The sequence below is a fragment of the Rhodococcus sp. 06-418-5 genome, from assembly GCF_002258285.1.
Lineage (GTDB): Bacteria > Actinomycetota > Actinomycetes > Mycobacteriales > Mycobacteriaceae > Rhodococcoides.
Genome location: NZ_NOYE01000025.1, coordinates 307782 through 328245, shown reverse-complemented (window position 1 = coordinate 328245; position 20464 = coordinate 307782). Strand labels below are relative to the sequence as shown.

Here is a 20464-nt window from a genome sequence, read left to right as displayed (position 1 = left end):
CTCAGCGGTGAGGCTGCTGCTCGGGCTCAACGCGACGCGGCGACAGTCCCGGACTGGAGCCGTCGGGCCAGATACGGTCCCGTGATGCTGTCCGGGGACGACGCGACTTCGGCGGGCGTTCCGGTAGCAACGACAGTGCCCCCATTGTCGCCGCCGCCGGGACCGAGATCGATGACCCAGTCGGCGGAGGCTATGGCATCCAGGTCGTGTTCCACCATCACCACGGTGTTGCCTGCATCGACAAGCAAGTGCAGCTGGCGCATGAGCAGGGCGACGTCGGCGGGATGGAGCCCTGCGGTCGGTTCGTCCAGTAGATAGAGGGCAGTACCGCGACGGGTGCGCTGCAATTCGGTCGCGATCTTGATGCGCTGCGCCTCGCCGCCGCTCAGCTCGGTGGCGGGTTGACCGAGTCGAAGGTAGCCGAGCCCGATGTCGTGCAACGTCTCCAGACTGCGGGACACTCCCGCGATATCGGCGAAGAACATCGCTGCCTCGTCCACCGACATGTGCAGTACCTCGGCAATTGTCTTGTCGCGCCAGGTTATTTCGAGAGTTTCCGGGTTGTACCGGTCACCGTGGCAGGTGGGGCAGGGGCCATAGGTGCCGGGGAGGAACAGCAGCTCCACTTCGACGAAACCGTCGCCCTGGCACGTGGGGCATCGTCCGTCCGCGACGTTGAAGGAGAACCGTCCGGGTGCCCATCCGCGGGCCTTGGCCTCGTCGGTGGCGGCGAACAGTTTGCGAACGACGTCGAACATTCCGACGTAGGTGGCCAGAGTCGATCGGGGGGTTCGGCCGATGGGTCGTTGATCCACCCGGACCAGGCGGGTGAACGACTCGATTCCGGAGGTCTCGGCCACGTCGACCTCGATCTGTGCGTCATCGTCGTCTGTCGCGGTCTCGAGTCGGTGGCGCGCCACCTCGAACAGGACCTGGCTGACCAGTGTCGACTTACCGGAGCCCGACACACCCGTCACCGCCGTCAGGACCCCGCGTGGGAACTCTGCCGTCAACTCCCGCAGATTGTGCCGGGTGACCCCGGCCAGAGTGAGCCAGCCCTGGGTGGGGCGCGCCTGCCGCTGCACGGATTCCGCTCGGCCGAAGAGGTGCCTGCTGGTGACCGACTCCTCGATCTCCTCCAAGCCTGCGACGGGGCCGCTGTACAGCACCCGTCCACCGCCCTCGCCGGCCGCGGGTCCGATATCGACCACCCAGTCGGCGCGCCGGACCACGTCCATGTCGTGTTCGACCACGAACAAGGTGTTTCCCGACGCCTTCAGCTGGTCCAGGACGTCGAGCAGCGGCTCGGCATCCGCGGGATGCAGTCCGGCGGACGGTTCGTCCAACACGTACACCACCCCGAACAGACCCGACCGGAGCTGAGTGGCAATTCGCAACCGCTGCGTCTCGCCGGGCGACAGAGTCGTCGAGCTACGCCCGAGCGCCAGATATCCCAAGCCCAAATCGAGCAACACGTCGATCCTGGCCAACAGATCTGCGGTGATGCGCACCGCCACCTCCGCGGTCTCCCCCGACTGTTCGGCAATGGGGCGCAGTAATGCGGCAAGTTCTGTCAGCGAGAGCGCATTGATCTCGGCGATCGACCGGCCGGCAATGGTGACGGCCAGCGCGTCGGCGCGCAGTCCGCTGCCGGAGCACATCGGGCAGCGAACGGTCTCGGTGAATTGCAGAGCGCGTTCTCGCATGCGCTCGCTGTTCGAGTCGGTCAGAACGTGCATGACATGGCTGCGGGCGCTCCAGAACTTGCCTTCGTAACTGTGGTCGACTCGTCCCTCTTCCGGTTCGATCCACACCTTGGGGTGCTCGTCGGTGAACAGGAGCCACTCCCGGTCCTTCTTCTTCAGCGTGCGCCACGGCACGTCGATGTCGATCCCCATGCCGGCGACGATGCTGCGCAGGTTCGCCCCCTGCCAGGCACCCGGCCACGCCGCGATCGCGCCCTCCCGAATACTCAGCGACGGGTCGGGAACCAGCAATTGCGTTGTCACATCATGGAACTCGCCCAAACCGCCGCATCGCGGGCAGGCACCGGCGACCGTGTTGGGTGAGAACGCTTCCGCCGGGAGCATGGGCGCACCGTCGGGATAGGTACCGGCCCGGGAGTAGAGCATGCGCAGCAGGTTCGACATCGTGGTGATGGTGCCGACGCTGGAGCGCGAGCTGGGCGACCCCCGGCGTTGCTGCAGTGCAACGGCCGGGGGAAGGCCGGTGATGGACGCGACATGAGGTGCGCCCACTTGCTGAAGCAGGCGGCGGGCGTAGGGGGCAACCGACTCGAAGTAGCGTCGCTGTGCTTCGGCGTACAGGGTGCTGAAGGCCAGTGACGACTTTCCTGACCCCGACACCCCCGTGAACGCGACGAAGGCATTGCGGGGTATGTCGACATCGACAGCTGCCAGGTTGTGCTCGGTAGCGCCGCGCACACGGACGTACCCGTCCCACGTTGAGTCCGTCACCGAACGAGCCTAGCTGGCTCGCTCGGCCCGAGAGCACAGAAGCGACGAGATGCAGTGCATCGGTGCCATCGTGCCTCAGCGCATATCGAGGGTATCTTTTCGGTAGGTCTACTCGTCGCGCCGTACGCGACGAATACGAAGACCGCACAGAGGGAGGCGGCATGGCCGAGGAATACAGCACACGGCCGCTGTTTCGCAACGGTGCCGGCAGTGCCGCGATGATCCTGGGCATCGTGGCCCTGGTCTGTGCGTTCGTACCTTTCATCGGCGACTTCGTCGCTGTCCCAACAGGTGTCGCCGCCGTGGTGTGCGGGTGGGTCGGGGTGAGCCGGGACGAGAAGGGCATGGCGACCAACGGCCGCGAGGCAATGATCGGCGCAGCTCTCGGCGGCGCGGCCATGTTCGTGGTGTTCGTAGCATACGCTGCCACCGTCGTGTGAACGGTGACGGAAGGCGAGTAGTGCCACGAACAGATTCGTTGCTTGCCGGCCTGGCCACCGACCTCATATCAGCGTGCCGATCACGCCGGACCGAAGAGTCGACGCACTGGAGCGTCCATCGACGAACCGCATCGACATTCGTCACCATCGATGTGATTTCGGTGCCCTGTGCCGCCGGACTCCACAACCGCGCAACGAATTTCGGATCCGACGGTCCCGGAACAGCTGTGCAAGAGACAATGCCGACGCCCCATCCCGAACTCGCGCCGTGATCGAGCAATCTTCCGGTTCGATCGCGGAGAATCCGGTTTCGGTCTTTTTAGCTGATTAACGGCAAGAAGACAGGCCGACTCCGAATATCATCGACCCAGAAGTAATACGTGTTGGGCTTATCAGGATGCCGCGCAACCGAAACAAGCCATCGCACCTCTACGGCCTTGCTTTGCTCGTCGAACTGTTTTCGAATTGCTCCGCCCCCGAGGTACGCGTCACGCCGTGATCGACACCGAGGGCCGAGGAGTAACTGTGACACAAATTCTTGCTGCGAGACAACGACATCGGGTCCCGGCGGAGCACCGTGTGCTCGGTCTCGACCGTCGCACGTTTCCACCGGCACTCTTCGTCGTCGCGATCTTCGTCGTCTTGACCGTGATCCTTCCCCGTGTCGACGCGGCCATCGGCTGGGACGACCCGGTTCTCGCCGGTGAGCAACTCGCGCTGACGGACTCCATCGTCTTCACACCGACCACCGGCTGGGATGTCGAGGCCGGCTTTCGTGTCGACGACGAAAGCCGTCGTTCCGGTGACGCCACCGTCGCCGGGAAGGGCGTCACCTTCCAGGTCTCGTCGGACACGTTCGAGGGCACACCGGATGAATTGCTGGACCAAGTGGAGAAAGTCACCTCCCGCACCGACGACCCGACCTTCAGAGTCGACGGCGACAGGACCACTCTCACCACGACGTCAGGCGAGAGCGGTGTCGCACAGCCATACAGCAGCGTGACCGGGGACGGTGTGGTCGCAGCATTCGTCATCGCCGGCAGGGGGCTGAAGATCACCGCCTACGGGCCTCCCGCTCAGATGACCGCGGCCGTCGACAACATCCAGACCATGATCGCCAGCATCCGGACCGTCGACAGGAACAACTCATGAGCGAGACCGGCACCGACACCACACACAGCTCCGAGGCCCGCCAACGGCAGGCCAGAGCAATGGAGATCTCCGGCTGGGGTGAACGCTTCCACTTCGTGCAACCCCACAATCTGTGTTTCTGGGTGTTCGTCGTGCTGACCGTCATCGGCGCGTTCCAGGTGTGGGCGTACTTCGCACCCAAAACCGGGTTGTACGCCGACGCCTTCGCGATCTCGGCAGTGCTGTGCGGATTGTGCGGGCTGGCGTGGTTCGCTTGGTTCCGTCATATCGACCGATGGGAACGCCAACCGGGCCGACTCATCCTCGCCGCGCTCCTGTGGGGCGCAATTCCGGCCACCTTTGCATTCGCCCTCACCGCGAACAACGCAATGATCAGCATTTACAACAAGCTTTTCGGTCAAGTGTGGAGTGCCAACTGGGCAGCCGGAGCCACCGCACCGATCACCGAAGAGGCCGCGAAGCTGTGCGGATTCATACTCCTCATGAGCCTTGCGCCGCGGTTGATTCGGACCGCGAACGACGGTCTGATAGTCGGCGCGTTCATCGGGCTCGGATTCGCGATCTTCGAGGACTTCCTCTACGCCGCCAACTCCACAGCTCAGGCCTTCGGTACCGATCCGGTCGACCACGCCGTGCAGATGTCGTTCACGCGCATAGCGGTCAGCTTCGTTTCCCACCCGCTGTTCAGCGCCCTCGTCTGCACCGGTGTCATCTACATCCTCGGCACAGCGGCCCAGCCACGCCGGATCGGACGCGGTGTGGCATTCGTCTTGGTCGGAATGTTTCTGCACTTCACCTGGGACGACGCCGGCGGTCTCGGCCGAGGCGGCATCCTGACCTTCCCCGTCATGCTCGGCTCCATCGTGCTCGGGTTCACCGTCTTGACGATCGCGTTCCGGCGAGCAGCACCGCGCGAGTACCAGTTCGTTCGCGACATCCTCGCCCCCGAAGTCGAAGCAGGAACCGTGACCGACGCCGAGGTCGACGGCATCCTGGACAAGAAAGCACGCAAGGCGTTCATCAAGTCCGCGCCCCACCACAAGTCCCGTCGAGCACGCAAGCACCTACGTCGGGCAATTCTCGACCTCGCGCATGACTTGGCCCATGACAAGGGATCGGACACCGAGGCCGTGCGCCACTCTCGCTCGGAAGTCGAGCGGTTGCGCGTCAAGGCCGGCTGACCACCGCCGACCGAAAGCACGGCCTGCAGGTCGTCACAGTGCCTACGGGCCTGGAGGTCCGCCCCGACTTGCCCGCGCCCGGGCCATCCCGAGCAACACCAGTGCTGCCGCCGTCGCCGTGATGGCGAAGCCCGGTGGATCCACGGCACTCCAATTCAGATCGATGGTCGACGCTGTCCGCGCGCGTCACTGTCGTCTAGGCCTGCGAGAGCAAGGTGCACAACAGTTCTCGTGCTGCCGACGCTGTCGGGAAGGTTCTCCCGAACGCGCACAAAGTCGTCCTGACCGGCTGCAGTCACCACATGCTGCCGATGCTGTCGGCCGGGGAGCTCGGTGCCGAGCTTCTGAGCGCCCGGCACTGACACCTGTTGTCGGACTAATCCAATATTGCGTTCACCGACCGCCGCGCACTGTACGGTGACCGCGGGGATGGGTGCGGCTGGAGAAGAATGTCGGGGGATCATGACTGTGTTCGGTGTGCTCGATCGCGTACTGACTCGACGACTGCCCTTGGAGCCTCCGGACGATCCCCATGCCGCGATCCTTCCGACCCCGATCGACAACGACGCCTTCTTCCTCACCCCTCCCGGCATCGAGGACCTAGCACCCGGCGCGGTGATCCGGCAGCGCACGACCCGCGGTCTGGTGCCCCGGCCGCGAACCGCCCTGCATCAGTTCATGGTGCGATCGACCGACGCACGGGGTCTCCCCGCCGGCGTCACCGCCTCGCTGCTGATCCCGAAACGGCCGTGGACTAGGCGCGGACCGCGGCCCGTCGTCGCCCACAACGTGGCCATCGATTCCCTCGGAGCCAAGAGCACGCCGTCGTACCGGCTCGTACACGGCGTCGGTGCCGACCTCCCACCTGTCATGCCGCTCTGGCTCGCCCGCGGATACGCCGTCCTCGTCGCCGATCACCAAGGCCCGCGGATGTCGTACTCCGAAGGCACGATGGCCGGGCATACCGTCCTGGACTCGCTACGCGGGATGACAGTCGTCGCCCCGGAGCTCGCCGACAGCCCAGTAGTGGCCTACGGCTACAGCGGCGGCGCGATCGCCACCACGTGGACGGCGCAGCTGCAGCCGAGGTACGCGCCCGACGTGAGGTTGGTCGGTGCCGTCGCCGGTGGAACGCCCACCGACTTCTCGATGCTGCTGGACACCATGAACGGCACCATCGCGGCCGGGCTGCTGGGTGCGGCGACCATGGGTCTCGCGCGTGAGCACCCCGAGATGGTGGAACTGTTCGGCCCGAAGGCGCTGCTGTTGGCGTCCTGGGTCAAGGACATGTCCGTCCTCCCCCTGGCCTTGGGCGGGCTGGCACGAATGCGAATCGAGGACTTGGCGTCCGAGCCCGACCCGTTCGACTCCGACATCGCCCGGCGGGTGATCGCCGCGAACCGTCCGGGCACGGACGCGCCGTCGGCACCGGTCGCGTTCTTCCACGGTTCCGCGAGCAAGTGGATCGGCGATCGCTTCATCCCCGAGGCCGGCGTGACTGCCCTGATCGAGCAGTGGCGTAGCAAGGGTGCCAACGTGCACTACGAGCCCGTGGCAGGCGACCACTTCATCGGCGCCATGACCGGGCTACCATTCGTGTTACGTTGGACCGCAGAACAATTCGCGGTTAACGGTTCGGGTTAACTTGCCGCCCGCCGAGTTCGGCGTGATAGGTCGGTTCGGTCGCGACTGAGAACTGCAGTCGACGAGTTGGGCTGCCGCCTTTCATACTCGAGTTGGGCAGCCGCGATGAGTTCGGTGCCCACCCGAGGTCTCACCGAGTATGGACAACATCGAAACGAAGATCATTGCCCGCACCGGCCGCGGCACCACCAGCGAGAAGGAAAGCGACGGAGCCGCAAACTGGTCGGACATTGCAGCGACACTGCGATCCGGAGAGACGACGAGTTGGCTCAACGTCCGTGGTCGTCGAGGCGGTGTCCACACCCGGCCGGTGTTCGCGGCGTGGGGCGAGACGTCGTTCTTCTTCGCCACCAAAGCATCGGCGTCGAAAACTGCCCATCTGCAGAACGACAACGGGGTCTCGCTGGCCATCGACCTCGGCGAGGTGCATCTCGTCGTCGACGGTGTTGCCGAGCGCCTCACAACGGCGGAGGACGTGCACCGTGCCTCGGTAGCCATGCTCGACGTCTTCGGCTGGCCGACCGAGGTTCGAGGGGACGAACTCGACGCACCGTACGCGGCACCGACGTCCGGTGGCCCACCCTTCCAGGCCTGGGAGCTGCGTCCCACCCGCTTACGCATTTCCGACCCGAGACCAGGTCGAGCCGACCAGGTTCCTGTTCAGGGCGAGTTGACCCTTGATTCGCGGACGTTGAACTATGCACGGCTCGACCCTCACTCTGCAGTGATCGCGTCCCAGAGCTCGCAGTGATGCTCAGCGCGATGATCGACGAGGTGCACGCCTGATTCGGTGACCGGAACCCTCGAATGTCCCCCCGCCCCACCAAGAAGCCGTCCGACGCATTGCGTTGAGCGGCCAGCGCCGCAGTACCACTGCGTCCACAAACTTCTCTCCCGTTCCAGGCAGCCCCCGTTCTACCTGCACGGTGAATTTTCGGACTTCGTTCGGTCAGAACCCATAGCAACGTTCTATATCCACCGATGCGAAGGATTTGGTATGCAGATAATCCATACTCTGCCGGTGTTGTTCGTCGACGATCACAACACCGCTATCGACTGGTACACGAAGCTGTTCGGCCGCACCTTCGACCGACGACCGATGGACCCCGACACCGAATGGGACCTCGGCGACGGGCGCGGAATGCAGATCTACCACGACCCCACACGGGCCGGCGGGCACGATGTCGTCCTGGGAGTACCCGATCTGGACGCCGCACTGCTCGACATCGGCTCTCGCGGCATCGACGCCGAGGCATTCACAGTGCCCTCGGGGCAGTTCAAGCTCGCCGTGATCACCGACCCTGCCGGCAACAACGTGATCCTGTCCCAATCACTGACCGACACAAAGTCCCCGATCGAGCGATTCACCAGCAACCGCACTATCGACGCGGCAGCGTCGGACATCTTCGCGTTCTTGACCAACCCCGACAATCACCAACACACCGAACCGACCGACTGGGTCCGCGGCGCTGTCGACCCATCCCCGATCACCGGTCCGGGCCACACGTTCGCGGTCAACATGTTTCTGGACGCGGCGGGTGGACACTACGTGATGCACAACCTCGTCACAGCGTTCGAGCAAGACCGCATCATCGCGTGGCTACCGTGTTTGGTGAGAAGCGACGGCGAACTCGACGCAGGCGGATGGTGGTGGCGTTACGACCTGGCACCGCACGACGACGGAACTCGGGTGACCCTCACCTACGATTGGAGCGACACCTCCGCAGCAATGCGAGAGGAGATCGGCGGGATGCCGGCGGTCCCGATGAGCTTCCTCGACGATTCGCTGGCGTCATTGGACGCAGCGATCCACACCGGCAAATGAGCGTTTCACTCGCCACTTTGGATCCCATTCTGGGCCGGTGGCGGACATCGGGCACCGTCGCGGATCGACACGGTAATCCCGAAAGTGAGATAAAGGGTACGGATTCCTACACCGCGCTGCCGGGTGGACAGTGGATTTCGCACGACGTCGACGTCACGATCGGTGGCCACCGCACCCTCGCGCACGAACTGATCGGCGGGGCACACCCCGACGGGGGCTGGCGTATGTATGCATTCGACGAAGCCTCCGAACCCGGGGTCATGCGACTGACGTTGCACGACAACGACCTTCTCCTTCTGGAGGGCAACGGTACTCGCAGTTGGTTCCACTTCCGAGCCGGGACCCGCCACATGACAACTCGATGGGAACGGTCCGACGGTGACACCTGGAGAACATGGATGTCGATGCGATTCGACAGGATCGATTGAGAGCGAGAGCGACTGACCGCGTCTCGACGATCCGATGATCGGGTACTTGGCCTGCTTCGGTGCCCGATGCTCAGCGAGTGGGCACACTCGACTTGTTCTCCGAAACCCCGACCCGGCCCCCTCGCAGGTGCTCCCAGTCCTCGTAACCTCAATTCATGAGCCCTGACTTGGTGTTCTGAGCCGTTATTTCGTCCAGGGGGTAGCTGACTGGCTGTCGGGGTGACGAGGAAGAGCCCGCACGCGGTGTCGAGCGTATCTTCGGGGCTGCCGATGACGTCGCCGCTGGACAGCAGCCGAATCTTCGTACTGCCGTTGTACGCGAGGTGGATTGCGAAGCCCACCCCTGGCTGAGCCGTTGTATCGGGCGCTGACGCCTCATCGCTGCGCCCGCCCGCCCGTTCTGACGACGGTCGAAACACACTCGAACCCGCACACGGCACTCCCCCGAAGTTGACCTTGAACCAGGTCGAAGCCGGACGATAGAAACCGCCGTTCGCACGAAACTCAGATCCGTAAGGAGCTACACCGATGACCGACACCCCCACCGCATCCGACCCGACCATGGATGCCATCAGCCAGGCGGTCACGCTCGGCCGCAGCGGTGACACCGACACGGCCCGCCGCGAACTACTGGCCCTCTGGCAACAAATCGGTGCCGCCGGCGACCCGTTTCACCGCTGCACCCTCGCTCACTACCTGGCCGACCTCCACGAGAACCCGGCCGAAGCGCTGATCTGGGACACCAGGGCCCTCGACGCCGCCGACACACTCTCCGACGAACGCGCCCGCCGTCACCACTCGTCGCTGAGTGTCGCGGACTTCTACCCGAGCCTGCACCTGAACATCGCCGACAACCTACGGCGCAGTGGTGCATTCGACATCGCGGCCGAGCACCTTCACCTGGCAGAACAACACGCCGACGCACTGACCGACGACGCATACGGCGTCATGATTCGCACCGCCATCACCGAGGTCCGCGAGGCAGCCCGGCGGCACGACACCACGCGGCGACCGTCCGCACCGGGGACTGTAACCATAGAGATTCGCAGGGCAATGGCCGTGATCGTGACAGACGACCCGGCCGCCGCGCGCGAGTTCTATGAGGAGTTTCTCGGTTTTCGCGTCGCGATGGACCAAGACGGCATGCTCATGTTCGCGTCGATAAGCACGCCAACCACACAATTGATCGTCGCATGGCATAGTCCGACTGCTGTGGATCCCGAAATCACAGCAGTCGACATTTCGATGGAGGTCGGCGATGCGGACGCGGCCTACTCTCGAGCCAAAACGGAAGGGTTCGAGATCGTGAGGGAGATACGTGACGAAGTGTGGGGCATACGCCGGTTCTTCGTACGCGACCCTGCGGGTCGCGTCATCAACGTGGCCAGTCACATTTCGTAAATTCGGAAGCCTCGGTGGGCTCGTTCGACCCGTGTAACGCAGTCGCTGCCGAGCGGACGGCATCGTGCTTAGACTGCACACACGCACCAAATCGCGACTGATTCAGTTGGAACCACAAGCGGAATCCAGATCCGATGCCTCACAAGTCCATTGAGGACTGCCACTGTTCACGGCATCCACCGAAACTCGTTACTTGGACGAAGTCTTCGGGTCCCTATGGACCAACGTGCCCCCAGTCGGACTCGAACCGACACTGTGCGGATTTCAATCCCTGGAAGTGGATTCACCTGAGCTACACTGGACTCGATAGTTGTTTATTTGCAACGCTTTTCGTACATCAACGTCCGAACCCGTCCATGCACGAACGTACCGACTTGTGACACTCTCGTAACACCGAACTGCCGCCGACCCGTCGGCACCGGACAGTCGTGATCAGTATCGGACACCCTCGGTATCGGGTGGACACAAAGCGTCCTGGAGATCGACGCTCCGTGCGGACTCGTGACAACGGGGCTCATTCGTTACGAACCCAAATCGCCCCCGAGCCAGTACGACCGTGCAACTGCGGGCTACACCGCGACAACTTCGCATCTGCGCACTTCGGCGTCGAAAGGGCAAGAGTCGTAGCTGCCCTTGTACGGCCGGGTTTCGCTACCCGGCCGAGCCGCGGACCGCCTGAAGTTCCTCTGGCGGTTCAGGCAAAACCACAACGCTCTCTTGCACAGTCGACGCTGTTCTCGGGCCACCGACCTGATGGTCACACTGCCAGGACATGACATCCGTCATGTCCCGACGGTGATGTTGTCACCATTTCCAATGTTTGTGCGCACTGTTGTGCCCCGGTCGCCGAGACGACAGTAGGGGATGCACAGAGCGAACCGAAGCATCGACGAGGAGGTCACCATGAACAGGCCGGAATCGACATCGGACGACAAAAACGAGACGCAGACAGTTCCCGGTCGCAAGACCACTGAAACGGTCAATGCCACAGAGCTTCTGCTCGACGGCCTCGGCGGAACCAACGGAATGATCTACACCGCGATTCCGGTCGTGGCCTTCGTCACCGCCAACGCTCTGGTGCCCCTTCCGATCGCCGTTGGCGTCGCGATCGCCATAGCGTTGGTGATCACTGTTCTTCGCGTCCGACGAGGCGAGCCGTTCGCGCAGGCCAGTGGCGGATTGCTGGGTGTCGTCGTCGCAGGCGGTATCGCCGCCTGGACAGGTTCGGCAGGCGGCTACTTCCTCATCGGAATCTGGCTGAGCCTGGCCGGCGCAGCGCTGATGCTGGCCTCGATACTGGCACGACGACCGTTGACCGGACTGCTATGGAATGCGCTGCACGGCAACGAGTACACGTGGCGGTCCAATCGCTCGGTCGCCCGCGCCCATTACATCGCGACATCGACATTCACCGTTTTGTTCGGTGCCCGCTACGTCGTTCAGGACTGGTTGTACGATACCGATGCCACCGGGTGGCTCGCGTTTGCTCGGATCGCAATGGGCACCCCATTACTTGCAGCAGCAGTGCTCGTGACCGTCTGGGCCTTCCGTCGCTCCACAGCGCAGTTGGTTCACTCGAACCCTGCGTAGCCCCTGCAGGACGAGTTGTCCCTTGACTATGCCGTTAGGTCACAGTCGACACTGATTGCGACCTGATCGAACCGGAGGAGAGCGACATGGGCTGGAGCACTCGGCAGATCGCCGATCTCGCCGGCATCACCCTCAAGTCGGTGCGGCACTACCACGATGTCGGACTACTCGATGAGCCCGAGCGTGCCTCGAACGGCTACAAACAGTACAGCGTCACGCATCTCGTACGGCTGCTGCAGATCAAACGCCTGTCCGCACTGGGATTTTCGTTGGCCGACATAGCCGCTCAGGGTGACGGACGCGACCATCCGGAACAGGCACTGCGCACCCTGGATGCAGAACTCGGCGCGACGATCGAGCGCCTGCAGAGAGCACGGTTGGAGATCGCGATGCTTCTCCACGACTCCCTTCCGACCGATCTGCCGCCCGAACTCGGTCCTGCTGCAGCACATCTGACGACAGCAGACCGGCAGTTCATCACCTTCGCCAGCACCGTACTGAGCCCCACGGCCCTCGACGCCTACCATGACCTACTGCGGTCCACTCCGCAGCTGCCCACAGATCCAGAGTTCGACGACCTGCCGGCCGACGCCGACAGCGCCACCACCCGGGATCTTGCCGAACGAATGGCCCCGCACGTTCGCCGGCTGGCTACTCGCTTCCCAGCCCTGTTCGCCGACACAGAAACCGGCGGCGACAGGCAACGGGTGACTCACGCACTCGCAGTCGCCGTGGAAGACCTGTACAACCCCGCCCAACGCGACGTACTGCGACAGGTCGCGGCACTCAACGCTACCGATCCCGAATAGTACATCAGCACAATAGAATTCGACAGGAGTCGACCGACCATGCCCCTATTCGACAACAGGAGAGCGAAACTCTTCGCTGCAGTGTCAGCGTCGATGCTTCTGCTCGGTGCCTGCAGCCAGTCGCCGCCGGAACCGCACGCCGACTCTGAGCTGTCGGCCGATCTGCAGCAGTTCTACGACCAGAGCGTGACATTCGAGCCGTGCGAAGGCTACGGCACCACCACGACCGACGAGCAACTGTTTTCCAGTGACCCCGGATTCGAGTGCGCCCGCGTGGACGTGCCACTCGACTACGACGATCCGGACGGGCGCACGGCGCAGATCGCACTGCTCAAGGCACCCGCACGCGGCGAGAAAGTGGGCTCGCTCCTGCTCAACTCCGGCGGACCAGGTGGGCCGGGAATGAGCATGGCGGCATCAGGTGCGACGTCCACCTGGGCGCAGAGCCCTCTCACCGAACGATTCGACCTCATTGGATTCGATCCCCGCGGCGTCGGTGCGTCCACACCGGCCATCGACTGCTTCACCGACGAGGAACACGAGGCAGGACAGGCCTACACCACGGTCCTCACCGGCTCGAGAACCCTCACCGAGGACAGTGCACGACAGCTGGTGAGCCAATGCTCCGAACGATCCGGCGGCGACGACGTCCTCGAACACATCGGCACCCGAGATGCTGCCCGCGACATGGACATTCTCCGGGCCGTGCTCGGCGACGACACCCTGAGCTACTTCGGCCAGAGCTACGGAACGCGACTCGGTGCGGTCTACGCCGAGATGTTCCCGGAGAACGTGCGCGCGATGGTTCTGGACGGCGGAATCGATCCGGGCCAGGGCACCGCAGAGCGCAGGATCTACCAATACGCCAACTTCCAGAAAGCTTTCGACGACATGGCCGCCGCATGCGCAAGCGCACCGGACTGCCCGCTGGGCACCGACCCGAGCAAGTCCGTCGACAACTTTCAACAGATCGTCAGACCGTTGATCGACAATCCGATAGTCACCGGCGATGGCCGCATCATGGACTTCGACGCCGCCTACGGGGCCGTCATCGCGGGGCTCTACGACTCCTCGGCATGGCCGGTCATCACCAAGGGCATCGCCGAACTCCAAGCAGGACAGGCCGATACGCTTCTCAAGATCAACGATATCTTCGGCGGACGCGACGCCGACGGCACCGTCCCGAACTTCTCCGAGGCGCTCTACGCGATCAACTGCATGGACGAACAGCGCAACACTCCGGAACAAGAAGTGGACCTCAAGCGCCAGATCCAGAAGATAGCACCGTTCACCGACGCAGGCCTCGGACCGGACGGCGCACGAGACCCCTGCCAATTCTGGCCTGCGGAACCGACTCTCGACATCCCCTACGCCACCGACATCGACGGACTACCCGACACACTGACCATCTCGATCACCGGAGACCCGTCCACACCGTACGAGGGAGGCGTCAACTTGGCGAACACCTTGGGCGGCTCGCTTCTTCCAGTCGACGGCGAGCAACACACCGTGGCGTTCGGCGCAACGAGCCCCTGCGTCAACGACATAGTCGCCAGCTACCTCGTCGATCTCCAATCCCCACCGGCCGACGCCCGCTGCGCTCTATAACAGCTGAACGAAAGGACGAATCATGACTGCACCTCCACTGATCTCGGTCGAGGACTTCTTCGGCCCACCCGTTCGCTCCGGTGCCACGCTGTCACCGGACGGCACCAGGCTGGCGTTTCTCGCGCCGTGGAAGAACCGTCTGAACGTGTGGATCGAGGACCTCTTGCCCGGAAGCGAACCACGCTGCGTCACAGCCGACGAGACTCGCAGTGTGCACGACTTCCGGTGGACGGACGACCCCCGCTGGCTGCTGTATCTGCAGGACACCGGTGGTGACGAGAACAGTCACGTGTTCCGCGTCGACCTGGAGGATTCCGATGCCGCGGCAGTAGATCTGACGCCGTTTCCCGGTTCCCGCGCAGTGGCCATCGAACCGGTGCGGGGTCGGGCCGGGGTGTATACCGTCCTGATCAATGCGAGAAGCATCGCCGAGTTCGATCTGTACGAAATCAAGATCGCCACAGGTGAACTGACGATGATCCGGCAGAGCCCGGGCGTCGGCCGGTATCCGATGCTCGGTGCCGACGGCAAGGTGTTCGTCTTCGCGATGACCGCCGACGGCACCATCGACATCACCCGGTTGGACGAGTCCGGTGCAGAAGCCACGGTGGCCTCGTTCGATGGCACCGATTACCCGATGGGCATCAGCCCGATGCAGATCACTGCGGACGGTACCGGCATGTGGCTGGGGTCCAACCGCGGGCGCGACTTGGCCCATCTGATTCGACTCGACCTGGAGACCGGCGAGGAGACCGTCGTCGACAGTCACCCGACACTCGAACTCGACGGTGCGCGACGAGCCGTCGAGCAGACCTCGCCACCGCTGATCTGCGACAGTGCAACCGGAGAGCTCATCGGTGTTCGGTACCTGGGAGAACGCCAGGTGATCCATGCATTGGAACCGGGTTTCGCAGACATCCTGAAGAATCTGGAGCAACTGTTCGACGGTGACATCGGAGCACTGTCCTCCGACGAGAGCGGACAGAAGTGGATTGTCAGCTTCGTCCACGACCGCGATCCGTCCGTCACCTACTACTACGATCACAACACCGGATCGAGTCGCCGACTCTTCCGCCCCTACCCACACCTGGATCCCGGAGACATGGCCCCGATGGCACCGGTGAACGTCCAGGCGCGTGACGGGCTGACTCTGCCGTCGTATCTGACGCTTCCGGTAGGCGTGCAACCCGAGAGTCTGCCAATGGTTCTGTTGGTGCACGGCGGCCCCTGGTATCGGGATTCGTGGACCTTCGATCCCATCGCGCAAATGCTGGCGAACCGCGGATATGCAGTGTTGCAGGTCAACTTTCGCGGGTCCGTCGGATACGGCACAGCGCACACGAACGCCGGGGTCGGCCAATTCGCGGGCGCGATGCACGACGATCTGATCGATGCAGTGAACTGGGCGGTCGAGGCGGGATACGCCGATCGCGAGCGAGTGGCCATCATGGGTGGTTCCTACGGCGGCTATGCGGCGCTGGTGGGCGCATCGTTCACCCCCGACACGTTTGCCGCGGCGATCGACTGCGTCGGCATCTCGGACCTGTCGAACTTCATGCGCACCCAACCGGCCTTCATCGGCCCGGGAATCATCAACAGCTGGCACCGCTTCGTCGGAGACCCCGCCGACCCCGATCAGCTGGCCGACATGCTCGCACGATCCCCCATCTCCAAGCTCGACGCGATACGCGCGCCACTCCTGATTGCACAGGGTGCCAACGATCCTCGGGTCGTCAAGGCAGAATCGGACAACGTCGTCGAGCGCCTGAGGTCACGTGGCGTCGACGTCGACTACCTCGTGTTCGACGACGAGGGCCACGGATTCGTCAACCCGGAGAACAGTATTCGCTACTACCGCGCGGTGGAAAAATTTCTCGCCCAACACCTCGGCGGCCGCAGTCAGCAATGATGCGGAAGCACAGTGGATGTGGATCGGAAGCTCGTCGTCGAAGTCAGTCCGAGTCGCCCTTCGGTATGGGTGCAGCGGTGTTAAAAAGCATCGAAATGGCGTGGTGCAGAACGTCTTTTTCCGAGCGAAGTCGAGCAGCGTCGGTCGGGAGGGCTCGTGCTACGGAGAGCCCGTCCAGTATCACGTTGAGATAGGCGGCGCGCTGGGTGTTATCACCCGGCGGCAGGGCACCTTCTTTGTGGAGGACGTCCAGCCAGTGTTCTATGTGCCGGAGTCCGGCCGCGCTGAAAGCGAGATACGTGTCGATGGCATCGGCGTTGAGCTCCGCGCTGAGGTAGGTGCCGAATGTCCGTCGCCACGTATCTCGGGCTTGCTCACCGGTCCCGGTGGCCGACAACACCTGCTGCATACACGCCAACAGTCGCTCCTCGGCAGGCACAGTGGCGTCTTCGATGACATTTTTGCTCGCCACCAGTCCGGTGATTCCCGCGGCGACTTCGTCCATCAACGCTCGCTGCGTGGGAAAGAAGTGACGCAGTGATCCGGTACTGACCCCTGCTCGCGCGGCGACCGCTCGGACGCTGATCCGGGTACCCGGATCCTCGGACACCATCGTCGCGGCTGCGATCAGAATTCGGTCCTTGGTGCTGGGTTCGCTGTTTCGAGTTTCCACATTGTCCGACACCTTCCCGACCCTAATACAGCGTGATACCTCAAGCCATCTATCACGCTGTGCTAGTGGCGTCGTTGGACGAGAACCACACAGCGCTCGCACCTACGCCGCCGAGCATCTGAGGGAGGAATTACGATGCTTCACAGTCGATCTCACCGGAGCCAGAAGGATCGGGGCCGCCGGACGGCAATGCTCGAAACCGCCGCAGTGACGATGGCCGGTTTCCGGGCACTCACCTCGTGCAGCGCACCGTCCCCGGTCGAGCCGCAGCCTTCGCCTGCACCGACACGTTACGAACAGCAAATGCTCGACTTCTCTTCGTGCGACCCTGCTGCCACAGGCACTGCCGACGCCAGGGTTGAATGCACGACGCTCGAAGTACCGCTCGGTTACGCGATTGCCGACCACGGCGACTTACGTTGCGCTCTGTAGAGCCATGCTCGAGCACACCGTGGGTGTCTCGCCCAGCATCGCTGCGGCCCAGCGGATCTGGGCACGCGCCTGGTTGCTCCTCCTCAGCATTCGCGTCTGCATTTCCGCGACCATGTTCCATCACAGTGTGCTAGCGTCATCATCGACTATCACGCTGTACTAGAAAGATCGAGGATCGAGCAGATGGGAATCAACCAGTGGCGCTACCGCCGCATTCGCGCCGGATCGGGTGAACCGCTCCGCCGGTACCGCTGGTGGCAGATGTTCGGCAGATCGCTCCGGTCGATCAATCTCACCGCACCCGACAGCACGACGTCGGTCTACGCAGTCGATGTGCGGCACATGGGTGACGCAAAGGACGGTGAGGTGCGCGCTCGCCTCTACGTCGACGGCGCACTGCAGTCGTACGCGAAAATGCCGACCCGCTTCCCCGTCCCCGGAGGACGCATCGAGGTCGCGGCCACTGGATTCGGGCTCAAGCGCTGCCATTACGTGCGTGAGGACGGCACCGAACAGCAGCTGACTCCCGATCCCGCATCCGCAGAGGGGCGCCGCGCTCGACTGCACCACCGGCACCCCGGTCCGAGCCGCGTCATCGGTCTCATCTCGATCGTGTTCGTCATCGGCGGCCTCTGCGTGGAGGTGCCGCAGATCATCGCATCCCTCTCTCTTATTCCCCCCATCGCCGACTCGATCGGAGTGTTCACCTCACCCATCCGACTGCCGCTCCACGTCAACCTGCTCATCGGATTCGCCGCTGTCATCGGCAGCACTGAGCGAGCTCTACGGATGCGATCGAGCTGGATCGACGAACTCGCGAGCTGATCCCAACCGAAGGAACACCACCATGACCCACAGGACTCCCACAGATGTCCGACCGAAGGACGACGAACGACGGCGATGGCCGAAGCCGGTGATGGCGGCGGCTGCCGCTGCTGCCTCAGTGCTCCTGCTCGCCGGATGCTCCGGTGTGGCACCCAACAATGTTGACAGCGAGAGCGAGGTGGGCCTTGACCGGTTCATGAAGCAGGAGCTCGAGTTCGGGGCGTGCGATGCCGGCATCGTGGACTCCCAGCCTCCCGTTCCCGAGATCGTTGAGGCGGCAAAGAAGGCGGAATGCGCGATGCTCACGGTGCCGATGGATTACGAGAACCTCGACGGCACGACCATCGAGATCGCCGTCTCGCGCATTTCCGCCACCGACGACAACCCGATCGGCTCCGTCCTGCTGAACCCGGGCGGTCCCGGAGCGGCGGGGACGACGCTCGCCCCGCTCGTCAATGCCCTGTGGACGGGAGGCCCGATACCCAAGCGCTTCGACATCGTCGGTTTCGATCCCCGCGGAGTCGGTCTCAGCCAACCGGCAATCGACTGCTACTCCGATGAGGAGCGCGACGCCGACGCACCCCTGTCGGCTCTCGGCGAGTGGACCGAAGAATCCGCGCGCGCCATCGTCGACAAATGCGCCGACGGCTCCGGAAGCGAAGAGGTACTCGCCCATCTCGGGACCCGGGATGTCGCTCGCGACATGGATGTGCTCCGCTCCGCGCTCGGCGACGACAAACTGACTTATGCGGGAGTCAGCTATGGCACTCGACTCGGCTCGGTGTACGCCGAGATGTTCCCCGACAATGTCCGTGCTCTCGTTCTCGACGGCGCGGTGGATCCGCTCATGGACACCGCGGATCGCAGGATCCAGCTCAGTGAAGGACTGCAGGCCTCGTTCCAGCGTTTCGCCGACTTCTGCATGACGCAGGCCGCGTGCCCGCTCGGAACCGACCCGGCGCAGGCGACCGCCGCAGCGCAAGAGCTCCTCCAACCTCTCGAGGAGGAGCCGCTGGTGGCCGCCGACGGACGAGAGGTCGGCTTCCTCGCCGCTGGTGAAGGCATTGTCTCCGGCCTGTACTCCGAAGCCAGCTGGCCCGCCATCATCGCGGGGCTGACGGAGCTCGAAGCCGGACGACCCGACGCTCTCCTCGCGATTCGCGACGGGTACTACGGCCGGTCCGACAATGGGGAGTACACCAATTCGTTCGAGGCGCTCTTCGCCATCAACTGCCTCGACGAGGAACGGTTCACCGAAGAAGAGATGACCCAGCTCGGCCACGATCTCAACGAGGCAGTGCCGTTCCTCGACCCCGGATCCACTCCCCCTGTGCAGGACGGGTGCGAGTTCTGGCCGGCCGAGCCAACACTCGGATACCCTTACGCCACCGACATCGACGGGCTTCCCGAGGTGCTCGTGGTTTCGGCCACCGGGGACCCCGTGACGCCTCACGAGGGCGGCATCAGCCTGGCCGACACCCTCGGGGCGCGGTTGCTCACGGTCGAGGCCAACCAGCACGGGACGATCATCTCCGCCAACGCCTGTGTCGACGGAGCGGTCGCCGACTACCTGATCGATCTCGAACTGCCGGATGAAGGTGCGCGCTGCACCATCTGACCCTGCTGAGCCATCGAGCGGCCGTGATCCGCTCGATGGCTCAGCCGTACCGGCAATCAATCGCGAACTGCCGCAATCGCATCGGCGTGGACTGCCGCACGCCTCGGCTGCGCGTCATGGATCATCCTCGCTGGGTTCGTGCTTACCGTGGCGGGAACAGTGGCAAATTCTTCGATGAGTGAAGATGAGAGGCCGGGGGAGTCGAGGAGGTTGAACAGTTCAGCCAGGTCCAGTTGTGACAGCCTCGTGACACCGAGCCACACGCGAAGAAAACGGTCCGCCAGGAAACTAAGGCCTGACCTTCACGAGTACGAAGTTTTTACGATGGGAAGTGAGTACGCGGATCTGAAATCCGCTGTCTCGGTTGTCCACTCAGATCTGTGGGAAGCCACCGAAGTCCACGCAACCACCCGAAAGCACTGTCCCGATCCAGAAATCTGGATCCATATGGA

Annotated in this window: 16 protein-coding genes; 14 read left to right on the top strand and 2 right to left on the bottom strand. The window is 63.6% G+C overall.

Translation table 11 applies throughout. The features are described 5' to 3' along the window. Positions 1-26: 26 nt before the first annotated feature. Positions 27-2477, bottom strand: coding sequence for an excinuclease ABC subunit UvrA (uvrA, locus tag CH274_RS20220; RefSeq protein ID WP_094658676.1), 2451 nt, complete (start codon positions 2475-2477; stop codon positions 27-29). A 161-nt stretch (positions 2478-2638) separates the two neighbouring features. Between uvrA and CH274_RS20215 the strand changes: the two genes are divergently transcribed. From CH274_RS20215 to CH274_RS20155, 12 genes are all read left to right on the top strand, one after another. After that, entirely contained in the window at positions 2639-2917 is a 279-nt protein-coding gene (locus CH274_RS20215) for a hypothetical protein (protein ID WP_032394877.1), read from the top strand. 579 nt (positions 2918-3496) lie between these two features. After that, entirely contained in the window at positions 3497-4069 is a 573-nt protein-coding gene (locus CH274_RS20205; RefSeq protein WP_052049387.1) for a hypothetical protein, read from the top strand. Further along, positions 4066-5250 carry a PrsW family intramembrane metalloprotease gene (locus CH274_RS20200; protein WP_094658673.1) on the top strand — a complete coding sequence of 395 codons (1185 nt, stop codon included), beginning with the start codon at positions 4066-4068 and terminating at the stop codon, positions 5248-5250. The genes CH274_RS20205 and CH274_RS20200 overlap by 4 nt, the downstream gene beginning before the upstream one ends. 462 nt (positions 5251-5712) lie before the next feature. Further along, positions 5713-6894 carry a lipase family protein gene (locus CH274_RS20195; RefSeq protein ID WP_094658797.1) on the top strand — a complete coding sequence of 394 codons (1182 nt, stop codon included), beginning with the start codon at positions 5713-5715 and terminating at the stop codon, positions 6892-6894. A gap of 139 nt (positions 6895-7033) precedes the next feature. Then, positions 7034-7645, top strand: coding sequence for a hypothetical protein (locus tag CH274_RS20190; RefSeq protein WP_094658671.1), 612 nt, complete (start codon positions 7034-7036; stop codon positions 7643-7645). Between the two features lie 246 nt (positions 7646-7891). Next, on the top strand, positions 7892-8719 hold the full coding sequence (locus CH274_RS29930; RefSeq protein ID WP_306436610.1) for a VOC family protein: 828 nt from the start codon (positions 7892-7894) through the stop codon (positions 8717-8719). After that, a complete protein-coding gene (locus tag CH274_RS20180) occupies positions 8716-9147 on the top strand; it encodes a hypothetical protein (RefSeq protein WP_094658669.1) in 432 nt (143 codons plus the stop codon). The genes CH274_RS29930 and CH274_RS20180 overlap by 4 nt, the downstream gene beginning before the upstream one ends. 528 nt (positions 9148-9675) lie before the next feature. After that, entirely contained in the window at positions 9676-10548 is an 873-nt protein-coding gene (locus CH274_RS29925; RefSeq protein WP_094658667.1) for a VOC family protein, read from the top strand. Positions 10549-11451: 903 nt separating this feature from the next. Next, the gene (locus CH274_RS20170; RefSeq protein ID WP_256993647.1) at positions 11452-12138 is read left to right on the top strand and encodes a DUF3159 domain-containing protein; all 687 of its coding nucleotides are present in this window, start codon (positions 11452-11454) and stop codon (positions 12136-12138) included. Between the two features lie 86 nt (positions 12139-12224). After that, the gene (locus CH274_RS20165; RefSeq protein WP_045196233.1) at positions 12225-12947 is read left to right on the top strand and encodes a MerR family transcriptional regulator; all 723 of its coding nucleotides are present in this window, start codon (positions 12225-12227) and stop codon (positions 12945-12947) included. A gap of 39 nt (positions 12948-12986) precedes the next feature. Beyond that, complete coding sequence (locus CH274_RS20160; protein ID WP_094658663.1) at positions 12987-14555, top strand: alpha/beta hydrolase; 1569 nt, start codon at positions 12987-12989, stop codon at positions 14553-14555. Between the two features lie 22 nt (positions 14556-14577). Next, positions 14578-16464 carry a S9 family peptidase gene (locus CH274_RS20155; RefSeq protein ID WP_094658661.1) on the top strand — a complete coding sequence of 629 codons (1887 nt, stop codon included), beginning with the start codon at positions 14578-14580 and terminating at the stop codon, positions 16462-16464. Positions 16465-16507: 43 nt separating this feature from the next. On the opposite strand, the gene CH274_RS20150 is transcribed toward CH274_RS20155, so the two are convergent. Next, complete coding sequence (locus CH274_RS20150; protein ID WP_218829228.1) at positions 16508-17149, bottom strand: TetR/AcrR family transcriptional regulator; 642 nt, start codon at positions 17147-17149, stop codon at positions 16508-16510. Positions 17150-17752: 603 nt separating this feature from the next. On the opposite strand from CH274_RS20150, the gene CH274_RS20140 reads away from it, so the two are divergent. Both CH274_RS20140 and CH274_RS20135 read left to right on the top strand, forming a co-directional pair. Then, a complete protein-coding gene (locus CH274_RS20140) occupies positions 17753-18394 on the top strand; it encodes a hypothetical protein (RefSeq protein WP_094658658.1) in 642 nt (213 codons plus the stop codon). 22 nt (positions 18395-18416) lie between these two features. After that, positions 18417-20012, top strand: a complete 1596-nt coding sequence (locus tag CH274_RS20135; RefSeq protein WP_094658657.1) for an alpha/beta hydrolase — start codon at positions 18417-18419, stop codon at positions 20010-20012. The last annotated feature ends 452 nt before the right edge of the window (positions 20013-20464 follow it).

Excerpts from the sequence above, each read along its gene's own strand:
- CH274_RS20215 (WP_032394877.1), top strand. The coding sequence starts at position 2,639 with ATGGCCGAGGAATACAGCACACGGCCGCTGTTTCGCAACGGTGCCGGC.
- CH274_RS20200 (WP_094658673.1), top strand. The coding sequence starts at position 4,066 with ATGAGCGAGACCGGCACCGACACCACACACAGCTCCGAGGCCCGCCAA.
- CH274_RS20195 (WP_094658797.1), top strand. The coding sequence starts at position 5,713 with ATGACTGTGTTCGGTGTGCTCGATCGCGTACTGACTCGACGACTGCCC.
- CH274_RS20190 (WP_094658671.1), top strand. The coding sequence starts at position 7,034 with ATGGACAACATCGAAACGAAGATCATTGCCCGCACCGGCCGCGGCACC.
- CH274_RS29930 (WP_306436610.1), top strand. The coding sequence starts at position 7,892 with ATGCAGATAATCCATACTCTGCCGGTGTTGTTCGTCGACGATCACAAC.
- CH274_RS20180 (WP_094658669.1), top strand. The coding sequence starts at position 8,716 with ATGAGCGTTTCACTCGCCACTTTGGATCCCATTCTGGGCCGGTGGCGG.
- CH274_RS29925 (WP_094658667.1), top strand. The coding sequence starts at position 9,676 with ATGACCGACACCCCCACCGCATCCGACCCGACCATGGATGCCATCAGC.
- CH274_RS20170 (WP_256993647.1), top strand. The coding sequence starts at position 11,452 with ATGAACAGGCCGGAATCGACATCGGACGACAAAAACGAGACGCAGACA.
- CH274_RS20165 (WP_045196233.1), top strand. The coding sequence starts at position 12,225 with ATGGGCTGGAGCACTCGGCAGATCGCCGATCTCGCCGGCATCACCCTC.
- CH274_RS20160 (WP_094658663.1), top strand. The coding sequence starts at position 12,987 with ATGCCCCTATTCGACAACAGGAGAGCGAAACTCTTCGCTGCAGTGTCA.
- CH274_RS20155 (WP_094658661.1), top strand. The coding sequence starts at position 14,578 with ATGACTGCACCTCCACTGATCTCGGTCGAGGACTTCTTCGGCCCACCC.
- CH274_RS20140 (WP_094658658.1), top strand. The coding sequence starts at position 17,753 with ATGGGAATCAACCAGTGGCGCTACCGCCGCATTCGCGCCGGATCGGGT.
- CH274_RS20135 (WP_094658657.1), top strand. The coding sequence starts at position 18,417 with ATGACCCACAGGACTCCCACAGATGTCCGACCGAAGGACGACGAACGA.